Source organism: Vibrio pomeroyi, from assembly GCF_024347595.1.
Lineage (GTDB): Bacteria > Pseudomonadota > Gammaproteobacteria > Enterobacterales > Vibrionaceae > Vibrio > Vibrio pomeroyi.
The window spans coordinates 288,245-310,656 of sequence record NZ_AP025506.1 but is presented as its reverse complement, the minus strand read 5'-3'; the positions used below and the strand labels follow the sequence as shown (position 1 = coordinate 310,656).

Below are 22,412 nucleotides of genomic sequence, written 5' to 3'. Positions count from 1 at the left end.
ACAAGCTCTGTTTTTATAAGGTTAGGGATTTATGGCAACAATACATACTAGCGGTACCCAGCTAGAAAATCAGGTCACTCAGTTACCACTCAACAAAGCATTCCTCGCTTCATTAGCTGTTGTGTTCTTGCTCGCCATGCATTTCTTCATGCCTAATCCAGGGGGCTCAGGCCTTGCTCTATCCTTTAACCCTACCACTTGGTTAGCACTGAGCTTCACCTTAGCCATCGGCTTTTATCAACTCGCGACCAATCGAGTACTCAAGTATTCCAAGTTAACCATAGGCTTGCTGATAAGCTGCGTGATACTCACATTGCCGATTCTATACAGCAATGCTTCGCCGGAAGGAGCTTCAGGTCGATTACTTGGGTTATGGGCTGGCTTTGCCTTATTCGTGGTTCTTCAACAATTCAAATTCAGTAATAAACATAAACAGCGCATGCTGTGGTTCATCGTACTTGCTGTCGTCATACAAGCATTGTTTGGCTATGTGCAATATTTTTTGCTGGAGCCTGGTAACCTATTTGGTTACAACACTGAAGCTAATCGTCCTTATGGAATCTTCCAACAACCAAATGTGATGGCTAGTTTTTTAGCGACGGGTTTTGTCCTTTCTGCTTACCTATTAGCGAGGCAGCCAGCCAAGTACAACCATAAAATTAGCGAATCATTTTTACTCTACCTGACACCAACGTTAACGGTACCACTGCTGATCATCATCGCATCACGCACAGGTTGGTTAGCAGCACTCATTGGGTTCGTGTGTATTCTGCCTTACCTTTACAAGTTCTCGACCAAAAAACGCTTCTACGGATGGTGTGCATCCGTTGCTGTCGGTATCGTGGTTGCGTTTACGGTAATCAACCTCAGCGCTACAGATAGTATCGCTAGCAAGAAAGCGAACTTAGAAAGCCCGCGCGCTTACACCTTTCCACAAGCATTAGACATGATGATCGAAAAGCCATTTACCGGTTATGGCTACGGAAAGTTCGAATCTGAATACACACTATATACGGCTCGCCAGCATCAACTGAACTCAAATTATCATCCGGGGCTTCCCTCTATGGATCACCCGCACAATGAGTTTCTTTTTTGGGGTGTTGAAGGTGGCATAATACCAATCATAGGAATCTTGATTGCCGCGGTGTTAGTAATGTCTCGTATAGCAAGTTCAGCAAAAGGCACACGCCTGGCATTACTTGCGCTGTTTATACCGATACTCTTGCACTCTCAACTGGAGTATCCGTTTTATCATTCGGCGATTCATTGGATAACCTTCATCATTCTGATTTACTGGGTGGATCAGCGTGCCTCACGTCACTATCAGCAGCCGTTCAGTATCATCAGCAAAACACTATTCAGAGTGAACAGTTTGGTATTACCAATCCTAGTGAGCTTCTATATGTTGAGCGCGCTACACACTAACTATGTACTGACTAAATTCGAGCGATCTACACCTAAAAACCCAGATATTCTCAAACAAGTAACTAACCCAGTAGTTTGGAAAGATCGCTACGACTGGGACATCTACAGCACTTACCTTAATATTGGTCTGTATAAAGCCGACCCGAGCCTTATACAGCCTTACATCGATTGGTCACTGGAGATCATAAAGAGCAAACCAAGACCAGCTTTCTACAGCAATCTGATTCTGGCGTATCAAGGCCTAGGTGAAGAAAGTAAGGCAGAGCAAATTCGTAGCGAAGCGAACTTTTTATTCCCTAACAGAGACTTTTCAAAGGTTCAGTATAAGAAAGTATCACAGGTAGAAGATAACGTTTCGTCTGCAGAATAATGTTAAGAATTCGCAACGCAAGCTTCACTTAGTAGGCAGTAGGAGCTTGGGGTAGATACAAAAAAGCGCACGATCTCTCGTGCGCTTTTATTTTTAATTTCAGTTTATTGCAGCTATTTCAAAACATCTTTTAGCGCTTTTAAGCACAGCGCGACATTCTCTTTACGAGCACCGTAGCCCATTAGGCCGATACGCCACGCTTTGCCCGCTAGAGAACCAAGTCCGGCACCAATCTCAAGGTTATACTCTTCTAAAAGCTGAGTTCTGATTTTTGCTTCATCAATCCCTTCAGGGAAATAAAGTGCGTTAAGTTGTGGTAAGCGGCTATCTTCATCAACCACAAACTTCAGCCCTAAAGCTTCGACGCCCTCTTTCAACTCTTGATGCATTGAGTGATGGCGAGACCAGGCATTATCTAGGCCTTCATTTTTTAGTAGCACAAGAGACTCATGCAGCGCATAAAGACTGTTTACAGGTGCAGTATGATGATAGCTACGCTTACCTTCGCCACTCCAATAACCTAATACCAAGCTCTGGTCTAGGAACCAACTTTGCACTGGTGATTGACGCGCCTTCATTTTCTCAACCGCACGCTGAGAGAAAGTCACTGGAGATAAACCTGGCACACAAGATAGACATTTCTGGCTACCAGAATAAACCGCATCAAGCTGCCATTCATCAACCAGCAATGGCACACCACCTAATGATGTCACCGCATCGACAATCGTTAACGCATCAAGCTGACGAGCAATAGCCGAGATAGCTTGAGCATCCGATAGTGCTCCAGTTGATGTCTCTGCATGCACAAATGCAACGGCAACAGCATCAGGGTTTTCAGATAATGCTTTTTCTACTTTGTCGACAGAAACAGGCTTGCCCCACTCGTCATCAACAAGGATGGCTTCACCACCGCAGCGAACAACATTCTCGCGCATACGCTCACCGAAAACACCGTTACGACAAACAATGACCTTTTCACCAGGCTCAATCAGATTAACAAAACAAGTTTCCATACCTGCGCTACCCGGCGCAGAAACGGCAATCGTAAATTCATTCTCCGTTTGGAAAGCATATTTAAGAAGCTGTTTAAGCTCATCCATCATCGCAATAAACAGCGGATCTAGATGACCAATTGTCGGACGGCTTAGAGCCTGCAGTACTTGAGGTGAGATATCAGAAGGACCAGGTCCCATTAACGTTCGGTGTGGTGGATAAAAGCTATCGATAGCAGTCGTGAGTGTTAAATTAGACATGTACATCCCTTACGTTAATGTTGTGAACAATCCACCCTAAAGCAAATTGATTACCTCAGCAATTAGCCATAAGTATTGAGGTCAAACCACTGTCACATAATTGTTAAAATTATTTTTCAATTATCTCAAGTTACGGATTGACATTGCTACCACAAAAACGTTCAATGAAACGGCTATCTAGCAGAAGAGGAGCACTGCCCAGGCAGATGTTTTGTGGAACCGCATTTCCAATACAAAACATTTATGGGGAGCAGTGCCGAGATAATAAAAGGATGCAGGACCTTTATTATCGGTTGAGCGGGCTGAATCCCTTCAACTGTCGCCATTTCTATATGGTGAAGAGCTTCTGAGGTTACTATTCTAATAATTCCTCTCTTTTTGCTCTAAAACTCTCTTCGAAAAACATCGGACGTTGGATTACCCAACCGTAATTTTATTTTAGGAAGTCGTGGGAGATATATCGTGAGTGCATCTAATGTAGCTGGTTCTTTTAATGTCGCTAAGTTTGGTGGAACAAGTGTTGCCAACTTTGAAGCAATGAGCCGTTGTGCTGCCATTATTGAAAACAACTCAAATACGAAACTTGTCGTAAGCAGTGCATGTTCTGGCGTGACCAACTTGCTAGTGGAACTCGCAAATGGAGTTCAAGATAAAGCTCGCCGCCAAGAATTGATGACGCAGTTAACTGACATCCACAATGCTATTCTTGACCAACTTGCTGACCCAATCAGCATCGAAAAAGAAGTTCACAGCATTCTTGATGACATTGCGAGCGCAGCTGAAGCCGCATCATTTCAAGCAAGTACTAAGCTGACTGATCACCTTGTAGCATGTGGCGAGTTGATGTCGACACACATCCTTGCTCAAATCCTTCGCGAGCGCGGAACACCTGCGGTTCGTTTCGATATCAGAGAAGTGATGCGCACCAATGATGATTTCGGAAAAGCAGAACCACAGCTAGAAGAGATTGCTGCTTTGGCAAAAGAGAAATTGATTCCACTGTGCCAGCAACAAGTTGTCGTTACCCAAGGCTTTATCGGTGCTGATATCGAAGGTAACACCACGACTTTAGGCCGCGGTGGCAGCGATTACTCAGCAGCGCTTATTGCAGAATCTGTACAAGCGATTGGCTTAGAGATCTGGACTGATGTTCCGGGTATCTATACTACCGATCCACGTATTGCACCTAAAGCTTCTCCTATCCCAGAGATCAGCTTCAGTGAAGCATCGGAAATGGCAAACTTTGGCGCGAAGATCTTACACCCATCGACTCTCGTTCCTGCACTGCGCCATCAAATTCCAGTATTTGTCGGTTCTTCAAAAGCACCAGAATTAGGTGGAACTTGGATTCGCCAGCAAGTAGAAAGCTCTCCTCTATTCAGAGCACTTGCCCTACGCTGCAATCAAACCATGGTTACATTGCGAAGCGCTAATATGTTCCATGCTTACGGTTTCCTTGCGAAAGTGTTTGAGATCCTTGCTAAACATAAGATCTCCGTCGATCTTATCACCACATCAGAGATCAGCGTTTCACTGACACTGGATCAAACAGACACATCAGGTGGTGCTCCCGAATTACCAGAAGCAGCGCGTATTGAGCTTGAAGAACTGTGTTCTGTCGATATTGAGCATGACCTGTGCCTGGTTGCTCTTATTGGTAACAACATGAGCGAAAGCAAAGGCTATGCAAAGCAGGTGTTCGGCACTCTAGAAGACTTCAACCTGCGAATGATTTGTTACGGAGCAAGCCCTCATAACCTGTGCTTCCTGCTGAATGAGTCTGTGTCTAAGCTAGCGATTCAGAAACTTCACCAAGAATTATTTGAGTAGAAAGCCCTTTTATCATCGACAGATAGATAACTAAACCACAAATACAAAAGGGTTGCTATTAAGCAACCCTTTCTCTTTTTTACTTTACGAATCAAAGGTCGTCATAGATTCAAACTAGTTAATGTTTGGACCTAACCACTTCTCAGCTTCCAACATATCCCAGCCTTTACGATCGGCATAGCTATCCACTTGATCCTGTTGAATCTGTGCAATAGCAAAGTATCGAGCATCTGGGTGTGAAAAGTACATACCAGACACAGAAGCACCAGGCCACATCGCATAGCTCGACGTTAATGACATATCAATCGCTTTCTCGACATCCATTAACTCCCACAACGTACCTTTCTCGGTATGCTCTGGGCAAGCAGGGTAACCTGGAGCAGGACGAATGCCTTGGTATTTCTCACGAATCAAATCATCGTTCGATAAGTCTTCATCTGGCGAGTAACCCCAAATATCCTTTCTCACTTCTTTATGCAGGTACTCCGCGAACGCTTCAGCCAATCGATCAGCGACCGCTTGGATCATGATGGCATTGTAATCATCGCCATTCGCTTTGTATTCATCAGCCAATTCACGTTCACCAATACCGCCAGTTACCGCAAAACCACCAATCCAGTCCGCTTTACCGCTTTCTTTTGGAGCGATGTAATCAGACAAACAGTAGTTAAAGCCTTTTGGTTTCTCTGTCTGTTGGCGAAGGTTATGCAGAACCTTTAACACCTCAGTACGAGATTCATCGGTATACACTTCAATGTCATCACCGACACTGTTGGCAGGGAACATGGCACACATACCTCGAGCTTCAAGTAGTTTCTCTTTCTCCACACGATCTAACAGATCGTTCGCGTCTTTGAATAAACGTTTCGCTTCTTCGCCCACTTCTTCATGCTCAAGAATAGCTGGGTACTTACCAACCAATGACCACGTCATAAAGAACGGTGTCCAGTCGATGTAGTGACGTAACGTAGCCACATCGAAGTCATTGAAAATGTGCACTCCCGGCTTAGCTGGTGCTGGTGGTGTATAAGCATCCCAATCGATCGCCACTTTATTAGCCCGAGCTTTTTCAAGTGTCACAGGCTTAGTGCGAGGCTTCTTACGATTATGTTGATCACGAACGCGATCATAATCGATATCCAACTTCTCAACGAAAGCGGGTTTCAATTCATCAGAAAGTAGAGAAGTACAAACACCTACAGCACGTGAGGCATTATTTACGTAAACTACTGGCTCAGAATAGTTTTGTTCAATCTTCACCGCGGTGTGCGCTTTAGAGGTGGTCGCGCCACCAATCAATAGAGGAAGCTTAAAGCCTTGTCTTTCCATCTCTTTAGCAACGTGTACCATTTCATCAAGAGATGGCGTGATCAAACCAGATAAGCCAATAATATCGACGTTCTCTTCTTTAGCGACCTTAAGAATCTTTTCACAAGAAACCATCACACCTAAGTCGATAATTTCGTAGTTGTTACACTGCAGAACCACGCCAACGATATTTTTGCCGATATCGTGAACATCGCCTTTAACGGTCGCTAACAGAATCTTACCGTTAGTCGCACCCACTTCTTTAGACGCATTGATGAATGGCTCTAAATGGGCAACAGCCTGCTTCATTACACGTGCAGACTTAACTACCTGTGGTAAGAACATCTTACCTTCACCAAATAGGTCACCTACAACGTTCATGCCGTCCATTAGAGGACCTTCAATCACTTCAATAGGACGAGAGGCATTGACGCGAGCTTCTTCGGTATCTTCAATAATAAAGTCGGTAATACCTTTTACCAAAGAGTGCTCTAAGCGCTTCTCGACAGGCCAAGTTCGCCATTCTAAAGCTGATTTATCTTCAACCTTACCAACTGCTCGCTCTAGGTACTCGGTTGCCATATCAAGCAAGCGTTCCGTCGAATCATCACGACGGTTCAATACAACATCTTCAACAGCATCACGCAGATCTTCTGGAACGTTATCATAAATTTCTAACTGACCAGCGTTTACGATGCCCATATCCATACCATTCTTAAAACAGTGATATAGGAATACTGCATGGATTGCTTCACGAACATAATTATTGCCACGGAATGAGAACGACACGTTCGACACGCCACCAGAGATCATCGCATGAGGGAGATCGCGTTTGATATCTCCCACAGCTTCGATGAAATCGACCGCATAGTTGTTATGCTCATCGATGCCAGTCGCAACCGCGAAAATGTTCGGGTCAAAGATAATGTCTTCAGGTGGGAAGCCAACTTCATCAACAAGAATGTTATAGGCATTAGTACAGATCTCTACTTTGCGTTCTCGAGTATCAGCCTGACCAACTTCGTCAAAAGCCATCACGATGACGGCTGCACCATAACGACGAACTAACTTGGCTTGCTCTACGAACTTCTCTTTGCCTTCTTTCAGAGAGATCGAGTTAACGATACCTTTACCCTGAATACACTTAAGGCCAGCTTCGATAACTTCCCATTTTGAAGAGTCGACCATTACTGGTACTTTTGAAATCTCTGGTTCAGAAGCACATAGATTAAGGAATTTAACCATGCACGCTTCAGCGTCCAGCATCCCTTCATCCATGTTGATATCGATGATCTGAGCGCCATTTTCAACTTGTTCGCGAGCGACACTCAAGGCTTCATCGTAAAGCTCTTCTTTGATCAAGCGCTTGAAACGGGCAGAGCCAGTAACATTGGTACGTTCACCAACGTTTACAAACAGAGATTCTTTCGCGATGGTCAGAGGTTCTAAACCAGATAGACGACACGATACTGGTAGGTCGGGCAACTGACGAGGGGGAACACCTTCAACCGCTTCCGCCATTTGGCGAATATGCTCTGGCGTGGTACCACAACAGCCACCAATCAAATTCAAGAAACCACTTTCAGCCCACTCTTTAACATGTTCAGCCATATCTTCGGGTGAAAGATCATACTCACCAAATGCGTTAGGCAAACCTGCATTAGGGTGAGCAGAAACATAGCTCTCAGAGATACGAGACATCTCACCGACATACTCACGCAATTCGTCAGGGCCTAATGCACAGTTCAAACCAAACGAGATAGGTTTAACATGACGAAGGGCGTTGTAGAAAGCTTCTGTTGTTTGACCTGAAAGTGTACGACCTGATGCATCAGTAATGGTACCTGAGATCATTACAGGTAAAGTGATACCCACTTCTTCGAAAACAGATTCCACAGCAAAAGCACACGCTTTGGCGTTTAGTGTATCGAAGATAGTTTCAATAAGAATTAGATCTGAACCGCCTTTAATAAGAGCACGAGTCGATTCGGAGTATGCTTCGACCAACTCATCAAAGCTAACATTACGATAACCCGGATCATTAACATCTGGAGAGATAGAACAAGTACGGTTAGTCGGACCTAATACACCCGCTACAAAGCGAGGTTTTTCTGGGGTCTTTGCTGTCCACTCATCAGCAGCTTCACGGGCAAGCTTGGCGGCAGCAAAGTTGATTTCTTCACTAAGACTTTCCATATCATAGTCGGCCATAGCAATGGTTGTAGCGTTAAAGGTATTGGTTTCGAGGATGTCAGCCCCAGCTTCCAAATATTGTGAATGGATATCTTTGATAAGCTGAGGTTGTGTCAGCACTAAAAGGTCATTGTTACCTTTTAGGTCACTATGCCAATCAGCAAAGCGTTCACCACGATAGTCTTGCTCTTCCAATTTATAGTCCTGAATCATGGTGCCCATGCCACCATCAATCAGTAAAATTCGTTGCTTCAACAGAGCGTCAATCTTTTGCCTTACATTACTTCCCACGGTACAACCTCATTCCTTTAATTATCCTTCCATCCTATCACACATTAAAAAGGAGTCTAGACGTCTAAAAAGGAAATTGATTACCGACTCATGACAAAAAAATGTTTGCTATTTGAGCATGAGACAACGAAAATTCACACTCATACTTTGTTACATGTTGGAATCCCAATGTCGGTCTATTACACCTTATGTTTCTTATCCGCAGCGGCAATGCTCATTGCTTTCGTGAATACCAAAATTGGTAAAATGCAGACAACCATCGCCATCACTGCTGGCTCAATGATGCTGTCTCTATTGATTATCATTGCAGGACAAAACAATTGGTTCCAACTGGCTGACATCGCCTCAGAAACCGTTGCCAGTATCAACTTTGAAGACTTCCTACTCAAAGGAATACTTGGCTTCCTGCTTTTTGCTGGCGGGTTGGGGATTAAATTACCGAATCTAAAAGACCAGAAGTGGGAAATAACGGTACTCGCACTTGGCGCTACGCTGTTTTCAACATTCTTTATCGGCTTTGTGCTCTATGGATTCTGTCAGTTCATCGGTATTCAATTTGATCTGATTTATTGCTTACTCTTTGGTTCTCTAATCTCTCCTACCGATCCAATAGCAGTGTTAGCGATAGTGAAGAAACTTGACGCTCCAAGACGAATCTCAACTCAAATCGAAGGAGAGTCTCTATTTAATGATGGCTTTGGTTTAGTTATCTTCGTAACTTTGTTCACCATTGCGTTTGGTACAGAGGCGCCGACAGTAGGCAGTGTGACAATGTTATTCGTCCAAGAGGCTATTGGCGGTATCGTCTACGGATTTGCTTTAGGTTTGATATTCCATTATCTGATCAGTAACACCGATGACCACTCGATGGAATTACTGCTAACCATCGGCATCCCGACGGCCGGTTATGCCTTCGCAGAAGTTCTACATGTGTCAGGTCCATTAGCGATGGTGGTATCAGGTATTATGATTGGTAACTGGACGCGCTTTATCGGATTCTCTAAAGAAAGTGAGGATCACCTAGACCACTTCTGGGAGTTGATAGATGAGTTCTTAAATGGCGTACTATTCTTATTGATCGGTATGTCGATGCTGCTGTTCAAATTCCACCAAGAAGACTGGATTTTAATGGCATTCGCAGTTCCTCTAGTATTGAGTGCGCGCTACCTAAGTGTTTTCTTGTCCTATATCGGATTCAAACGCTTTAGAACGTACAACCCATGGTCGATTAAGATTCTAACTTGGGGCGGCTTACGCGGTGGCTTAGCACTAGCCATGGCACTCTCAATACCATCAGGTATCTGGGTGATTGAAGATAAGCTCATCGATGTAAAAGAGATCATCCTTGTCATGACCTATGCCGTCGTGGTGTTCTCGATTCTGGTTCAAGGCTCAACAATTACTCCTATGATAGAGAAAGCGAAACAAGCCGAGAAAGAGTTAGATTAACACTCCGAATTTGTGAACATAGGCCGCTTACTTAAGCGGCCTTTTTTATATCCATTTATCACCCTTCTCTCAAGTCACCATACCCGTCTTATTTTGCTTCAAAATTCTCACAGTCTTCTATTTTCTTTTGGCCAAGAAGAGCTAACTCAATTCAATCATGACTTCTCTGTATTCCCAAATCATAAACTGCGCGAGAGTACTAACTAAACAAGCTTTAAAGCAGCTAAGCTCGTTGCCTATAATTCGCTTTGATAGAACCCAAAACTAAAAAAATATAGATATTAGGGCTAATAGACTAAATGACTGTCAGCAACCTAAACCAGTAATTTCAAATTAAGTAAAAGTGGTGATAAACGAGTGAGGAGCAAATCATTTTAGAGTTAGGGGGGAGAGTAACGACAATTTAAGCTAGCTAAAGCAGGTGATACATCAAAAAAGAAGAGGTCAGCCTAATTATCCGGCTATCGACTACTCAAAGGATTAGAGTTGCATGGTGTTAATTAGATTTACTCCATTAGATCAACGCCAAGAAGCTAAGATATTCGCTTTCGAGTTTTGCTAGCTATACCGCTGTAGCTTCTGCGGTATAGCTCTAAAAAGGTTAAGGGTAATCCCAAACCATTTTGAAAAAAATACCAGATACAAAAAAGCCTCAATATTTCTGCTGAGGTTTTAGATACGGCAGGGGTGGAAGTTTAGACTCCCAATACGCGCTATTTGGGTAAGTCGGGGAATTCGCTGCTCTGAAAATGTATTAGATTCAAAAAGCAAAAAGGCTCTAGCATAAATGCTAGAGCCTTAAATATGGCAGGGGTGGAGAGATTCGAACTCCCAACACGCGGATTTGGAATCCGCTGCTCTGCCAATTGGAGCTACACCCCTAAAACTTTATCTTACTTCAGATTCGAAAAAACCTCGCACTAGGCGAGGTTATCGAATAAGTGGCGGAGTGGACGGGACTCGAACCCGCGACCCCCGGCGTGACAGGCCGGTATTCTAACCAACTGAACTACCACTCCGCAGTGGACTACTTGTCGTCGCTGACAAGTCGTTCATAATTTAAAGCCTGGCGATGTCCTACTCTCACATGGGGAAGCCCCACACTACCATCGGCGCTATTGTGTTTCACTTCTGAGTTCGGCATGGAATCAGGTGGGTCCACAATGCTATGGTCGCCAAGCAAATTTTAAAATTCGGAAAACTGTATTTAAAAGTAACTCTTCAAACTCATTCAAGGTCTGTCTTTGAGTCCACAAAACCCCTTGGGTGTTGTATGGTTAAGCCTCACGGGCAATTAGTACAGGTTAGCTCAATGCCTCGCAGCACTTACACACCCTGCCTATCAACGTTCTAGTCTTGAACAACCCTTAAGGACGCTTATAGCGTCAGGGAAAACTCATCTCAGGGCTCGCTTCCCGCTTAGATGCTTTCAGCGGTTATCGATTCCGAACTTAGCTACCGGGCAATGCCATTGGCATGACAACCCGAACACCAGAGGTTCGTCCACTCCGGTCCTCTCGTACTAGGAGCAGCCCCCTTCAATTTTCCAACGCCCACGGCAGATAGGGACCGAACTGTCTCACGACGTTCTAAACCCAGCTCGCGTACCACTTTAAATGGCGAACAGCCATACCCTTGGGACCGACTTCAGCCCCAGGATGTGATGAGCCGACATCGAGGTGCCAAACACCGCCGTCGATATGAACTCTTGGGCGGTATCAGCCTGTTATCCCCGGAGTACCTTTTATCCGTTGAGCGATGGCCCTTCCATTCAGAACCACCGGATCACTATGACCTGCTTTCGCACCTGCTCGAATTGTCATTCTCGCAGTCAAGCGGGCTTATGCCATTGCACTAACCACACGATGTCCAACCGTGTTTAGCCCACCTTCGTGCTCCTCCGTTACTCTTTGGGAGGAGACCGCCCCAGTCAAACTACCCACCAGGCACTGTCCGTAATCCCGATTCAGGGACCAACGTTAGAACATCAAAACTACAAGGGTGGTATTTCAAGGACGACTCCACCACATCTAGCGACGCGGTTTCAAAGTCTCCCACCTATCCTACACATGTAGGTTCAATGTTCAGTGCCAAGCTGTAGTAAAGGTTCACGGGGTCTTTCCGTCTAGCCGCGGGTACACTGCATCTTCACAGCGATTTCAATTTCACTGAGTCTCGGGTGGAGACAGCGTGGCCATCATTACGCCATTCGTGCAGGTCGGAACTTACCCGACAAGGAATTTCGCTACCTTAGGACCGTTATAGTTACGGCCGCCGTTTACCGGGGCTTCGATCAAGAGCTTCGACCGAAGTCTAACCCCATCAATTAACCTTCCGGCACCGGGCAGGCGTCACACCGTATACGTCATCTTACGATTTTGCACAGTGCTGTGTTTTTAATAAACAGTTGCAGCCACCTGGTATCTGCGACTCTCGTCTGCTCCATCCGCAAGGGACTTCACTGATAAGAGCGTACCTTCTCCCGAAGTTACGGTACCATTTTGCCTAGTTCCTTCACCCGAGTTCTCTCAAGCGCCTTGGTATTCTCTACCCGACCACCTGTGTCGGTTTGGGGTACGATTCCTTACAATCTGAAGCTTAGAGGCTTTTCCTGGAAGCATGGCATCAATGACTTCACTACCGTAGTAGCTCGACATCGTATCTCAGCGTTAAGAAAGTCCGGATTTACCTAAACTTTCCGCCTACGTACTTGAACCTGGACAACCGTCGCCAGGCCCACCTAGCCTTCTCCGTCCCCCCATCGCAATTGTAAGAAGTACGGGAATATTAACCCGTTTCCCATCGACTACGCCTTTCGGCCTCGCCTTAGGAGTCGACTTACCCTGCCCCGATTAACGTTGGACAGGAACCCTTGGTCTTCCGGCGAGGGAGTTTTTCACTCCCTTTATCGTTACTCATGTCAGCATTCGCACTTCTGATACCTCCAGCAGCCCTTACAGACCACCTTCAACGGCTTACAGAACGCTCCCCTACCCCACATACCCTAAGGTACGTAGCCGCAGCTTCGGTGTATAGCTTAGCCCCGTTACATCTTCCGCGCAGGCCGACTCGACCAGTGAGCTATTACGCTTTCTTTAAATGATGGCTGCTTCTAAGCCAACATCCTGGCTGTCTGAGCCTTCCCACATCGTTTCCCACTTAGCTATACTTTGGGACCTTAGCTGGCGGTCTGGGTTGTTTCCCTCTCCACGACGGACGTTAGCACCCGCCGTGTGTCTCCCGGATAGTACTTACTGGTATTCGGAGTTTGCAAAGGGTTGGTAAGTCGGGATGACCCCCTAGCCTTAACAGTGCTCTACCCCCAGTAGTATTCGTCCGAGGCGCTACCTAAATAGCTTTCGGGGAGAACCAGCTATCTCCAGGTTTGATTGGCCTTTCACCCCTAGCCACAAGTCATCCGCTAATTTTTCAACATTAGTCGGTTCGGTCCTCCAGTTGATGTTACTCAACCTTCAACCTGCCCATGGCTAGATCACCTGGTTTCGGGTCTAATCCTAGCAACTGTACGCCCAGTTAAGACTCGGTTTCCCTACGGCTCCCCTAAACGGTTAACCTTGCTACTAAAATTAAGTCGCTGACCCATTATACAAAAGGTACGCAGTCACACCACGAAGGTGCTCCTACTGCTTGTACGTACACGGTTTCAGGTTCTATTTCACTCCCCTCACAGGGGTTCTTTTCGCCTTTCCCTCACGGTACTGGTTCACTATCGGTCAGTCAGTAGTATTTAGCCTTGGAGGATGGTCCCCCCATATTCAGACAGGATATCACGTGTCCCGCCCTACTCGTTTTCACTGATGATGAGATGTCGATTACGGGGCTATCACCCTCTATTGCGGCACTTTCCAGAGCCTTCATCTGTCTCATTAAAAGCTTAAGGGCTAATCCAATTTCGCTCGCCGCTACTTTCGGAATCTCGGTTGATTTCTCTTCCTCGGGGTACTTAGATGTTTCAGTTCCCCCGGTTTGCCTCCTGTTGCTATGTATTCACAACAGGATACTTACTTATGTAAGTGGGTTTCCCCATTCAGGAATCCCAGACTTAAAGGTTATTACTACCTAATCTGGGCTTATCGCAAGTTATTACGCCTTTCATCGCCTCTGACTGCCAAGGCATCCACCGTGTACGCTTAGTCACTTAACCATACAACCCGAAAGGGTCTTAGTGTATGGCAACTAACCAAGGTTTTTGGTTGTCATTAAGAAGGGTTAATTCTCAATGACTGTTTGCCGGACTCAATGTGATTCAAACGAATTTGAATCGAATACAAGACACTTGAATGTGTTTGTTGTGTTTATCAAAAGATAAACATTGAGAACTTTTAAATTTGATTGAATTACTCGTAAGTAATCAATCAGTCAGCTTTCCAAATTGTTAAAGAGCTTGATTTCTTTCGAAACCATTTTTAAAGACTCTCTTAAGAGAATACTTAAAGATGGTGGAGCTATGCGGGATCGAACCGCAGACCTCCTGCGTGCAAGGCAGGCGCTCTCCCAGCTGAGCTATAGCCCCATCTAGGTCGATATTGGTGGGTCTGAGTGGACTTGAACCACCGACCTCCCGCTTATCAGGCGAGCGCTCTAACCAGCTGAGCTACAGACCCAATATCGTCTCTTAACTTTTCTAAACCTAATCAATCTGTGTGGACACTTATCGTGAGTATCTTCGTATAAGGAGGTGATCCAGCCCCAGGTTCCCCTAGGGCTACCTTGTTACGACTTCACCCCAGTCATGAACCACAAAGTGGTGAGCGTCCTCCCCGAAAGGTTAAACTACCCACTTCTTTTGCAGCCCACTCCCATGGTGTGACGGGCGGTGTGTACAAGGCCCGGGAACGTATTCACCGTAGCATTCTGATCTACGATTACTAGCGATTCCGACTTCATGGAGTCGAGTTGCAGACTCCAATCCGGACTACGACGCACTTTTTGGGATTCGCTTACCATCGCTGGCTTGCTGCCCTCTGTATGCGCCATTGTAGCACGTGTGTAGCCCTACTCGTAAGGGCCATGATGACTTGACGTCGTCCCCACCTTCCTCCGGTTTATCACCGGCAGTCTCCCTGGAGTTCCCGACATTACTCGCTGGCAAACAAGGATAAGGGTTGCGCTCGTTGCGGGACTTAACCCAACATTTCACAACACGAGCTGACGACAGCCATGCAGCACCTGTCTCAGAGCTCCCGAAGGCACACCTGCGTCTCCGCTGGCTTCTCTGGATGTCAAGAGTAGGTAAGGTTCTTCGCGTTGCATCGAATTAAACCACATGCTCCACCGCTTGTGCGGGCCCCCGTCAATTCATTTGAGTTTTAATCTTGCGACCGTACTCCCCAGGCGGTCTACTTAACGCGTTAGCTCCGAAAGCCACGGCTCAAGGCCACAACCTCCAAGTAGACATCGTTTACGGCGTGGACTACCAGGGTATCTAATCCTGTTTGCTCCCCACGCTTTCGCATCTGAGTGTCAGTATCTGTCCAGGGGGCCGCCTTCGCCACTGGTATTCCTTCAGATCTCTACGCATTTCACCGCTACACCTGAAATTCTACCCCCCTCTACAGTACTCTAGTTCACCAGTTTCAAATGCAGTTCCGAGGTTGAGCCCCGGGCTTTCACATCTGACTTAATGAACCACCTGCATGCGCTTTACGCCCAGTAATTCCGATTAACGCTCGCACCCTCCGTATTACCGCGGCTGCTGGCACGGAGTTAGCCGGTGCTTCTTCTGTTGCTAACGTCAAGAGATAGCGCTATTAACGCTACCCCCTTCCTCACAACTGAAAGTACTTTACAACCCGAAGGCCTTCTTCATACACGCGGCATGGCTGCATCAGGCTTTCGCCCATTGTGCAATATTCCCCACTGCTGCCTCCCGTAGGAGTCTGGACCGTGTCTCAGTTCCAGTGTGGCTGATCATCCTCTCAGACCAGCTAGGGATCGTCGCCTTGGTGAGCCATTACCTCACCAACTAGCTAATCCCACCTAGGCATATCTTGACGCGAGAGGCCCGAAGGTCCCCCTCTTTGGCCCGTAGGCATTATGCGGTATTAGCCATCGTTTCCAATGGTTATCCCCCACATCAAGGCAATTTCCTAGGCATTACTCACCCGTCCGCCGCTCGACGCCCATTAACGCACCCGAAGGATTGTTAGTGTCGTTTCCGCTCGACTTGCATGTGTTAGGCCTGCCGCCAGCGTTCAATCTGAGCCATGATCAAACTCTTCAATTTAAGATTTTGTGACTCAACGAATACTGACTTCAAAACTAATATTTACCGAAGTAAACATGTAATTCTAAAGCTATTACCATTCCAACAGAATGATAATGAATTGACTGTGCCAAATAACCGAAGTTATTTGTATTGGTCACTCAGTTCATTGAAATCATTTTGATTCCGAAGAATCTGTTTTATCTAACGATAAAACGTTTTGATATTCATCAACGAGTGCCCACACAGATTGATAGGTTTAAATTGTTAAAGAGCTTTGCTTTCAGTGCCTTAGCACTTAAGCAGGACGCGTATAATACGCTTTCTACTTTGAAAGTCAACATAAAATACTAAGAAAACTTAGAACTCTATGGTGACTTGTCTACTTTGTAGACAAAGTCGAAATTAAAGCCTGGCGATGTCCTACTCTCACATGGGGAAGCCCCACACTACCATCGGCGCTATTGTGTTTCACTTCTGAGTTCGGCATGGAATCAGGTGGGTCCACAATGCTATGGTCGCCAAGCAAATTTTAAAATTCGGAAAACTGTATTTAAAAGTAACTCTTCAAACTCATTCAAGGTCTGTCTTTGAGTCCACAAAACCCCTTGGGTGTTGTATGGTTAAGCCTCACGGGCAATTAGTACAGGTTAGCTCAATGCCTCGCAGCACTTACACACCCTGCCTATCAACGTTCTAGTCTTGAACAACCCTTAAGGACGCTTATAGCGTCAGGGAAAACTCATCTCAGGGCTCGCTTCCCGCTTAGATGCTTTCAGCGGTTATCGATTCCGAACTTAGCTACCGGGCAATGCCATTGGCATGACAACCCGAACACCAGAGGTTCGTCCACTCCGGTCCTCTCGTACTAGGAGCAGCCCCCTTCAATTTTCCAACGCCCACGGCAGATAGGGACCGAACTGTCTCACGACGTTCTAAACCCAGCTCGCGTACCACTTTAAATGGCGAACAGCCATACCCTTGGGACCGACTTCAGCCCCAGGATGTGATGAGCCGACATCGAGGTGCCAAACACCGCCGTCGATATGAACTCTTGGGCGGTATCAGCCTGTTATCCCCGGAGTACCTTTTATCCGTTGAGCGATGGCCCTTCCATTCAGAACCACCGGATCACTATGACCTGCTTTCGCACCTGCTCGAATTGTCATTCTCGCAGTCAAGCGGGCTTATGCCATTGCACTAACCACACGATGTCCAACCGTGTTTAGCCCACCTTCGTGCTCCTCCGTTACTCTTTGGGAGGAGACCGCCCCAGTCAAACTACCCACCAGGCACTGTCCGTAATCCCGATTCAGGGACCAACGTTAGAACATCAAAACTACAAGGGTGGTATTTCAAGGACGACTCCACCACATCTAGCGACGCGGTTTCAAAGTCTCCCACCTATCCTACACATGTAGGTTCAATGTTCAGTGCCAAGCTGTAGTAAAGGTTCACGGGGTCTTTCCGTCTAGCCGCGGGTACACTGCATCTTCACAGCGATTTCAATTTCACTGAGTCTCGGGTGGAGACAGCGTGGCCATCATTACGCCATTCGTGCAGGTCGGAACTTACCCGACAAGGAATTTCGCTACCTTAGGACCGTTATAGTTACGGCCGCCGTTTACCGGGGCTTCGATCAAGAGCTTCGACCGAAGTCTAACCCCATCAATTAACCTTCCGGCACCGGGCAGGCGTCACACCGTATACGTCATCTTACGATTTTGCACAGTGCTGTGTTTTTAATAAACAGTTGCAGCCACCTGGTATCTGCGACTCTCGTCTGCTCCATCCGCAAGGGACTTCACTGATAAGAGCGTACCTTCTCCCGAAGTTACGGTACCATTTTGCCTAGTTCCTTCACCCGAGTTCTCTCAAGCGCCTTGGTATTCTCTACCCGACCACCTGTGTCGGTTTGGGGTACGATTCCTTACAATCTGAAGCTTAGAGGCTTTTCCTGGAAGCATGGCATCAATGACTTCACTACCGTAGTAGCTCGACATCGTATCTCAGCGTTAAGAAAGTCCGGATTTACCTAAACTTTCCGCCTACGTACTTGAACCTGGACAACCGTCGCCAGGCCCACCTAGCCTTCTCCGTCCCCCCATCGCAATTGTAAGAAGTACGGGAATATTAACCCGTTTCCCATCGACTACGCCTTTCGGCCTCGCCTTAGGAGTCGACTTACCCTGCCCCGATTAACGTTGGACAGGAACCCTTGGTCTTCCGGCGAGGGAGTTTTTCACTCCCTTTATCGTTACTCATGTCAGCATTCGCACTTCTGATACCTCCAGCAGCCCTTACAGACCACCTTCAACGGCTTACAGAACGCTCCCCTACCCCACATACCCTAAGGTACGTAGCCGCAGCTTCGGTGTATAGCTTAGCCCCGTTACATCTTCCGCGCAGGCCGACTCGACCAGTGAGCTATTACGCTTTCTTTAAATGATGGCTGCTTCTAAGCCAACATCCTGGCTGTCTGAGCCTTCCCACATCGTTTCCCACTTAGCTATACTTTGGGACCTTAGCTGGCGGTCTGGGTTGTTTCCCTCTCCACGACGGACGTTAGCACCCGCCGTGTGTCTCCCGGATAGTACTTACTGGTATTCGGAGTTTGCAAAGGGTTGGTAAGTCGGGATGACCCCCTAGCCTTAACAGTGCTCTACCCCCAGTAGTATTCGTCCGAGGCGCTACCTAAATAGCTTTCGGGGAGAACCAGCTATCTCCAGGTTTGATTGGCCTTTCACCCCTAGCCACAAGTCATCCGCTAATTTTTCAACATTAGTCGGTTCGGTCCTCCAGTTGATGTTACTCAACCTTCAACCTGCCCATGGCTAGATCACCTGGTTTCGGGTCTAATCCTAGCAACTGTACGCCCAGTTAAGACTCGGTTTCCCTACGGCTCCCCTAAACGGTTAACCTTGCTACTAAAATTAAGTCGCTGACCCATTATACAAAAGGTACGCAGTCACACCACGAAGGTGCTCCTACTGCTTGTACGTACACGGTTTCAGGTTCTATTTCACTCCCCTCACAGGGGTTCTTTTCGCCTTTCCCTCACGGTACTGGTTCACTATCGGTCAGTCAGTAGTATTTAGCCTTGGAGGATGGTCCCCCCATATTCAGACAGGATATCACGTGTCCCGCCCTACTCGTTTTCACTGATGATGAGATGTCGATTACGGGGCTATCACCCTCTATTGCGGCACTTTCCAGAGCCTTCATCTGTCTCATTAAAAGCTTAAGGGCTAATCCAATTTCGCTCGCCGCTACTTTCGGAATCTCGGTTGATTTCTCTTCCTCGGGGTACTTAGATGTTTCAGTTCCCCCGGTTTGCCTCCTGTTGCTATGTATTCACAACAGGATACTTACTTATGTAAGTGGGTTTCCCCATTCAGGAATCCCAGACTCAAAGGTTATTACTACCTAATCTGGGCTTATCGCAAGTTATTACGCCTTTCATCGCCTCTGACTGCCAAGGCATCCACCGTGTACGCTTAGTCACTTAACCATACAACCCGAAAGGGTCTTAGTGTATGGCAACTAACCAAGGTTTTTGGTTGTCATTAAGAAGGGTTAATTCTCAATGACTGTTTGCCGGACTCAATGTGATTCAAACGAATTTGAATCGAATACAAGACACTTGAATGTGTTTGTTGTGTTTATCAAAAGATAAACATTGAGAACTTTTAAATTTGATTGAATTACTCGTAAGTAATCAATCAGTCAGCTTTCCAAATTGTTAAAGAGCTTGATTCAATAAATGAACCATTTTTAAAGACACTTAAATAAATGCGCTTAAAGATGGTATCCCGTAGGGGAGTCGAACCCCTGTTACCGCCGTGAAAGGGCGGTGTCCTAGGCCTCTAGACGAACGGGACATAGGTTACTCTTAACTGTTTAAACATATCAATCTGTGTGGACACTTATCGTGAGTATCTTCGTATAAGGAGGTGATCCAGCCCCAGGTTCCCCTAGGGCTACCTTGTTACGACTTCACCCCAGTCATGAACCACAAAGTGGTGAGCGTCCTCCCCGAAAGGTTAAACTACCCACTTCTTTTGCAGCCCACTCCCATGGTGTGACGGGCGGTGTGTACAAGGCCCGGGAACGTATTCACCGTAGCATTCTGATCTACGATTACTAGCGATTCCGACTTCATGGAGTCGAGTTGCAGACTCCAATCCGGACTACGACGCACTTTTTGGGATTCGCTTACCATCGCTGGCTTGCTGCCCTCTGTATGCGCCATTGTAGCACGTGTGTAGCCCTACTCGTAAGGGCCATGATGACTTGACGTCGTCCCCACCTTCCTCCGGTTTATCACCGGCAGTCTCCCTGGAGTTCCCGACATTACTCGCTGGCAAACAAGGATAAGGGTTGCGCTCGTTGCGGGACTTAACCCAACATTTCACAACACGAGCTGACGACAGCCATGCAGCACCTGTCTCAGAGCTCCCGAAGGCACACCTGCGTCTCCGCTGGCTTCTCTGGATGTCAAGAGTAGGTAAGGTTCTTCGCGTTGCATCGAATTAAACCACATGCTCCACCGCTTGTGCGGGCCCCCGTCAATTCATTTGAGTTTTAATCTTGCGACCGTACTCCCCAGGCGGTCTACTTAACGCGTTAGCTCCGAAAGCCACGGCTCAAGGCCACAACCTCCAAGTAGACATCGTTTACGGCGTGGACTACCAGGGTATCTAATCCTGTTTGCTCCCCACGCTTTCGCATCTGAGTGTCAGTATCTGTCCAGGGGGCCGCCTTCGCCACTGGTATTCCTTCAGATCTCTACGCATTTCACCGCTACACCTGAAATTCTACCCCCCTCTACAGTACTCTAGTTCACCAGTTTCAAATGCAGTTCCGAGGTTGAGCCCCGGGCTTTCACATCTGACTTAATGAACCACCTGCATGCGCTTTACGCCCAGTAATTCCGATTAACGCTCGCACCCTCCGTATTACCGCGGCTGCTGGCACGGAGTTAGCCGGTGCTTCTTCTGTTGCTAACGTCAAGAGATAGCGCTATTAACGCTACCCCCTTCCTCACAACTGAAAGTACTTTACAACCCGAAGGCCTTCTTCATACACGCGGCATGGCTGCATCAGGCTTTCGCCCATTGTGCAATATTCCCCACTGCTGCCTCCCGTAGGAGTCTGGACCGTGTCTCAGTTCCAGTGTGGCTGATCATCCTCTCAGACCAGCTAGGGATCGTCGCCTTGGTGAGCCATTACCTCACCAACTAGCTAATCCCACCTAGGCATATCTTGACGCGAGAGGCCCGAAGGTCCCCCTCTTTGGCCCGTAGGCATTATGCGGTATTAGCCATCGTTTCCAATGGTTATCCCCCACATCAAGGCAATTTCCTAGGCATTACTCACCCGTCCGCCGCTCGACGCCCATTAACGCACCCGAAGGATTGTTAGTGTCGTTTCCGCTCGACTTGCATGTGTTAGGCCTGCCGCCAGCGTTCAATCTGAGCCATGATCAAACTCTTCAATTTAAGATTTTGTGACTCAACGAATACTGACTTCAAAACTAATATTTACCGAAGTAAACATGTAATTCTAAAGCTATTACCATTCCAACAGAATGGTAATGAATTGACTGTGCCAAATAACCCCTCTCTATAAAGAAAGTAATTATTCGTATTGGTCACTCAGTTCATTGAAATCATTTTGATTCCGAAGAATCTGTTTTATCTAACGATAAAACGTTTTGATATTCATCAACGAGTGCCCACACAGATTGATAGGTTTAAATTGTTAAAGAGCTTTGCTTTCAGTGCCTTAGCACTTAAGCAGGACGCGTACATTACGCTTTCTACTTTGAAAGTCAACATAAAATACTAAGAAAACTTAGAACCCTATGGTGACTTGTCTACTTTGTAGACAAAGTCGAAATTAAAGCCTGGCGATGTCCTACTCTCACATGGGGAAGCCCCACACTACCATCGGCGCTATTGTGTTTCACTTCTGAGTTCGGCATGGAATCAGGTGGGTCCACAATGCTATGGTCGCCAAGCAAATTTTAAAATTCGGAAAACTGTATTTAAAAGTAACTCTTCAA

Annotated in this window: 5 protein-coding genes, 5 tRNA genes, 7 rRNA genes and 1 riboswitch; of the genes, 3 read left to right on the top strand and 14 right to left on the bottom strand. The window is 46.6% G+C overall.

All coding sequences use genetic code 11. The features are described from left to right. Positions 1-31: 31 nt before the first annotated feature. Positions 32-1,795 (top strand): PglL family O-oligosaccharyltransferase, encoded by a 1,764-nt coding sequence (locus tag OCV12_RS01440; protein WP_261885187.1) that lies wholly within the window; start codon positions 32-34, stop codon positions 1,793-1,795. 113 nt (positions 1,796-1,908) lie between these two features. Here OCV12_RS01440 and OCV12_RS01435 read toward each other — a convergent pair whose 3' ends face one another. Next, positions 1,909-3,048 (bottom strand): pyridoxal-phosphate-dependent aminotransferase family protein, encoded by a 1,140-nt coding sequence (locus OCV12_RS01435; RefSeq protein ID WP_261885186.1) that lies wholly within the window; start codon positions 3,046-3,048, stop codon positions 1,909-1,911. A gap of 176 nt (positions 3,049-3,224) precedes the next feature. After that, positions 3,225-3,402: riboswitch (Lysine riboswitch) on the top strand. Positions 3,403-3,510: 108 nt separating this feature from the next. Between OCV12_RS01435 and lysC the strand changes: the two genes are divergently transcribed. Continuing rightward, on the top strand, positions 3,511-4,878 hold the full coding sequence (lysC, locus tag OCV12_RS01430) for a lysine-sensitive aspartokinase 3 (protein WP_261885185.1): 1,368 nt from the start codon (positions 3,511-3,513) through the stop codon (positions 4,876-4,878). A 114-nt stretch (positions 4,879-4,992) separates the two neighbouring features. On the opposite strand, the gene metH is transcribed toward lysC, so the two are convergent. Then, positions 4,993-8,670 (bottom strand): methionine synthase, encoded by a 3,678-nt coding sequence (metH, locus tag OCV12_RS01425; RefSeq protein ID WP_261885184.1) that lies wholly within the window; start codon positions 8,668-8,670, stop codon positions 4,993-4,995. A 168-nt stretch (positions 8,671-8,838) separates the two neighbouring features. Here metH and OCV12_RS01420 point away from each other — a divergent pair, with 168 nt between their 5' ends. Next, the gene (locus OCV12_RS01420; RefSeq protein WP_261885183.1) at positions 8,839-10,119 is read left to right on the top strand and encodes a cation:proton antiporter; all 1,281 of its coding nucleotides are present in this window, start codon (positions 8,839-8,841) and stop codon (positions 10,117-10,119) included. 805 nt (positions 10,120-10,924) lie between these two features. On the opposite strand, the gene OCV12_RS01415 is transcribed toward OCV12_RS01420, so the two are convergent. The 12 genes from OCV12_RS01415 to rrf (OCV12_RS01360) form a co-directional block, all read right to left on the bottom strand. Further along, a tRNA-Trp gene (locus OCV12_RS01415) sits at positions 10,925-11,001 on the bottom strand. A 60-nt stretch (positions 11,002-11,061) separates the two neighbouring features. After that, positions 11,062-11,138, bottom strand: a tRNA-Asp gene (locus OCV12_RS01410). Between the two features lie 45 nt (positions 11,139-11,183). Then, positions 11,184-11,299 (bottom strand): 5S ribosomal RNA (gene rrf, locus OCV12_RS01405). Positions 11,300-11,392: 93 nt separating this feature from the next. Continuing rightward, positions 11,393-14,284: ribosomal RNA gene (locus OCV12_RS01400) — 23S ribosomal RNA — on the bottom strand. 293 nt (positions 14,285-14,577) lie between these two features. Beyond that, positions 14,578-14,653 (bottom strand) — tRNA-Ala (locus OCV12_RS01395). Positions 14,654-14,667: 14 nt separating this feature from the next. Beyond that, positions 14,668-14,744: transfer RNA gene (locus OCV12_RS01390), tRNA-Ile, on the bottom strand. 67 nt (positions 14,745-14,811) lie between these two features. Then, positions 14,812-16,366 (bottom strand): 16S ribosomal RNA (locus OCV12_RS01385). Positions 16,367-16,755: 389 nt separating this feature from the next. Next, a 5S ribosomal RNA gene (rrf, locus tag OCV12_RS01380) occupies positions 16,756-16,871 on the bottom strand. Positions 16,872-16,964: 93 nt separating this feature from the next. Continuing rightward, positions 16,965-19,856: ribosomal RNA gene (locus OCV12_RS01375) — 23S ribosomal RNA — on the bottom strand. A gap of 294 nt (positions 19,857-20,150) precedes the next feature. Continuing rightward, positions 20,151-20,226, bottom strand: a tRNA-Glu gene (locus tag OCV12_RS01370). Positions 20,227-20,291: 65 nt separating this feature from the next. Further along, a 16S ribosomal RNA gene (locus tag OCV12_RS01365) occupies positions 20,292-21,846 on the bottom strand. 405 nt (positions 21,847-22,251) lie between these two features. After that, positions 22,252-22,367 (bottom strand): 5S ribosomal RNA (gene rrf / locus OCV12_RS01360). The 16S, 23S and 5S rRNA genes sit together here with 5 tRNA genes alongside, the layout of an rRNA operon. Positions 22,368-22,412 lie beyond the last annotated feature (45 nt).

Bases quoted from the DNA above. Each gene is read 5' to 3' on its own strand.
- OCV12_RS01435 (WP_261885186.1), bottom strand. From the start codon at position 3,048: ATGTCTAATTTAACACTCACGACTGCTATCGATAGCTTTTATCCACCA.
- OCV12_RS01420 (WP_261885183.1), top strand. From the start codon at position 8,839: ATGTCGGTCTATTACACCTTATGTTTCTTATCCGCAGCGGCAATGCTC.
- OCV12_RS01440 (WP_261885187.1), top strand. From the start codon at position 32: ATGGCAACAATACATACTAGCGGTACCCAGCTAGAAAATCAGGTCACT.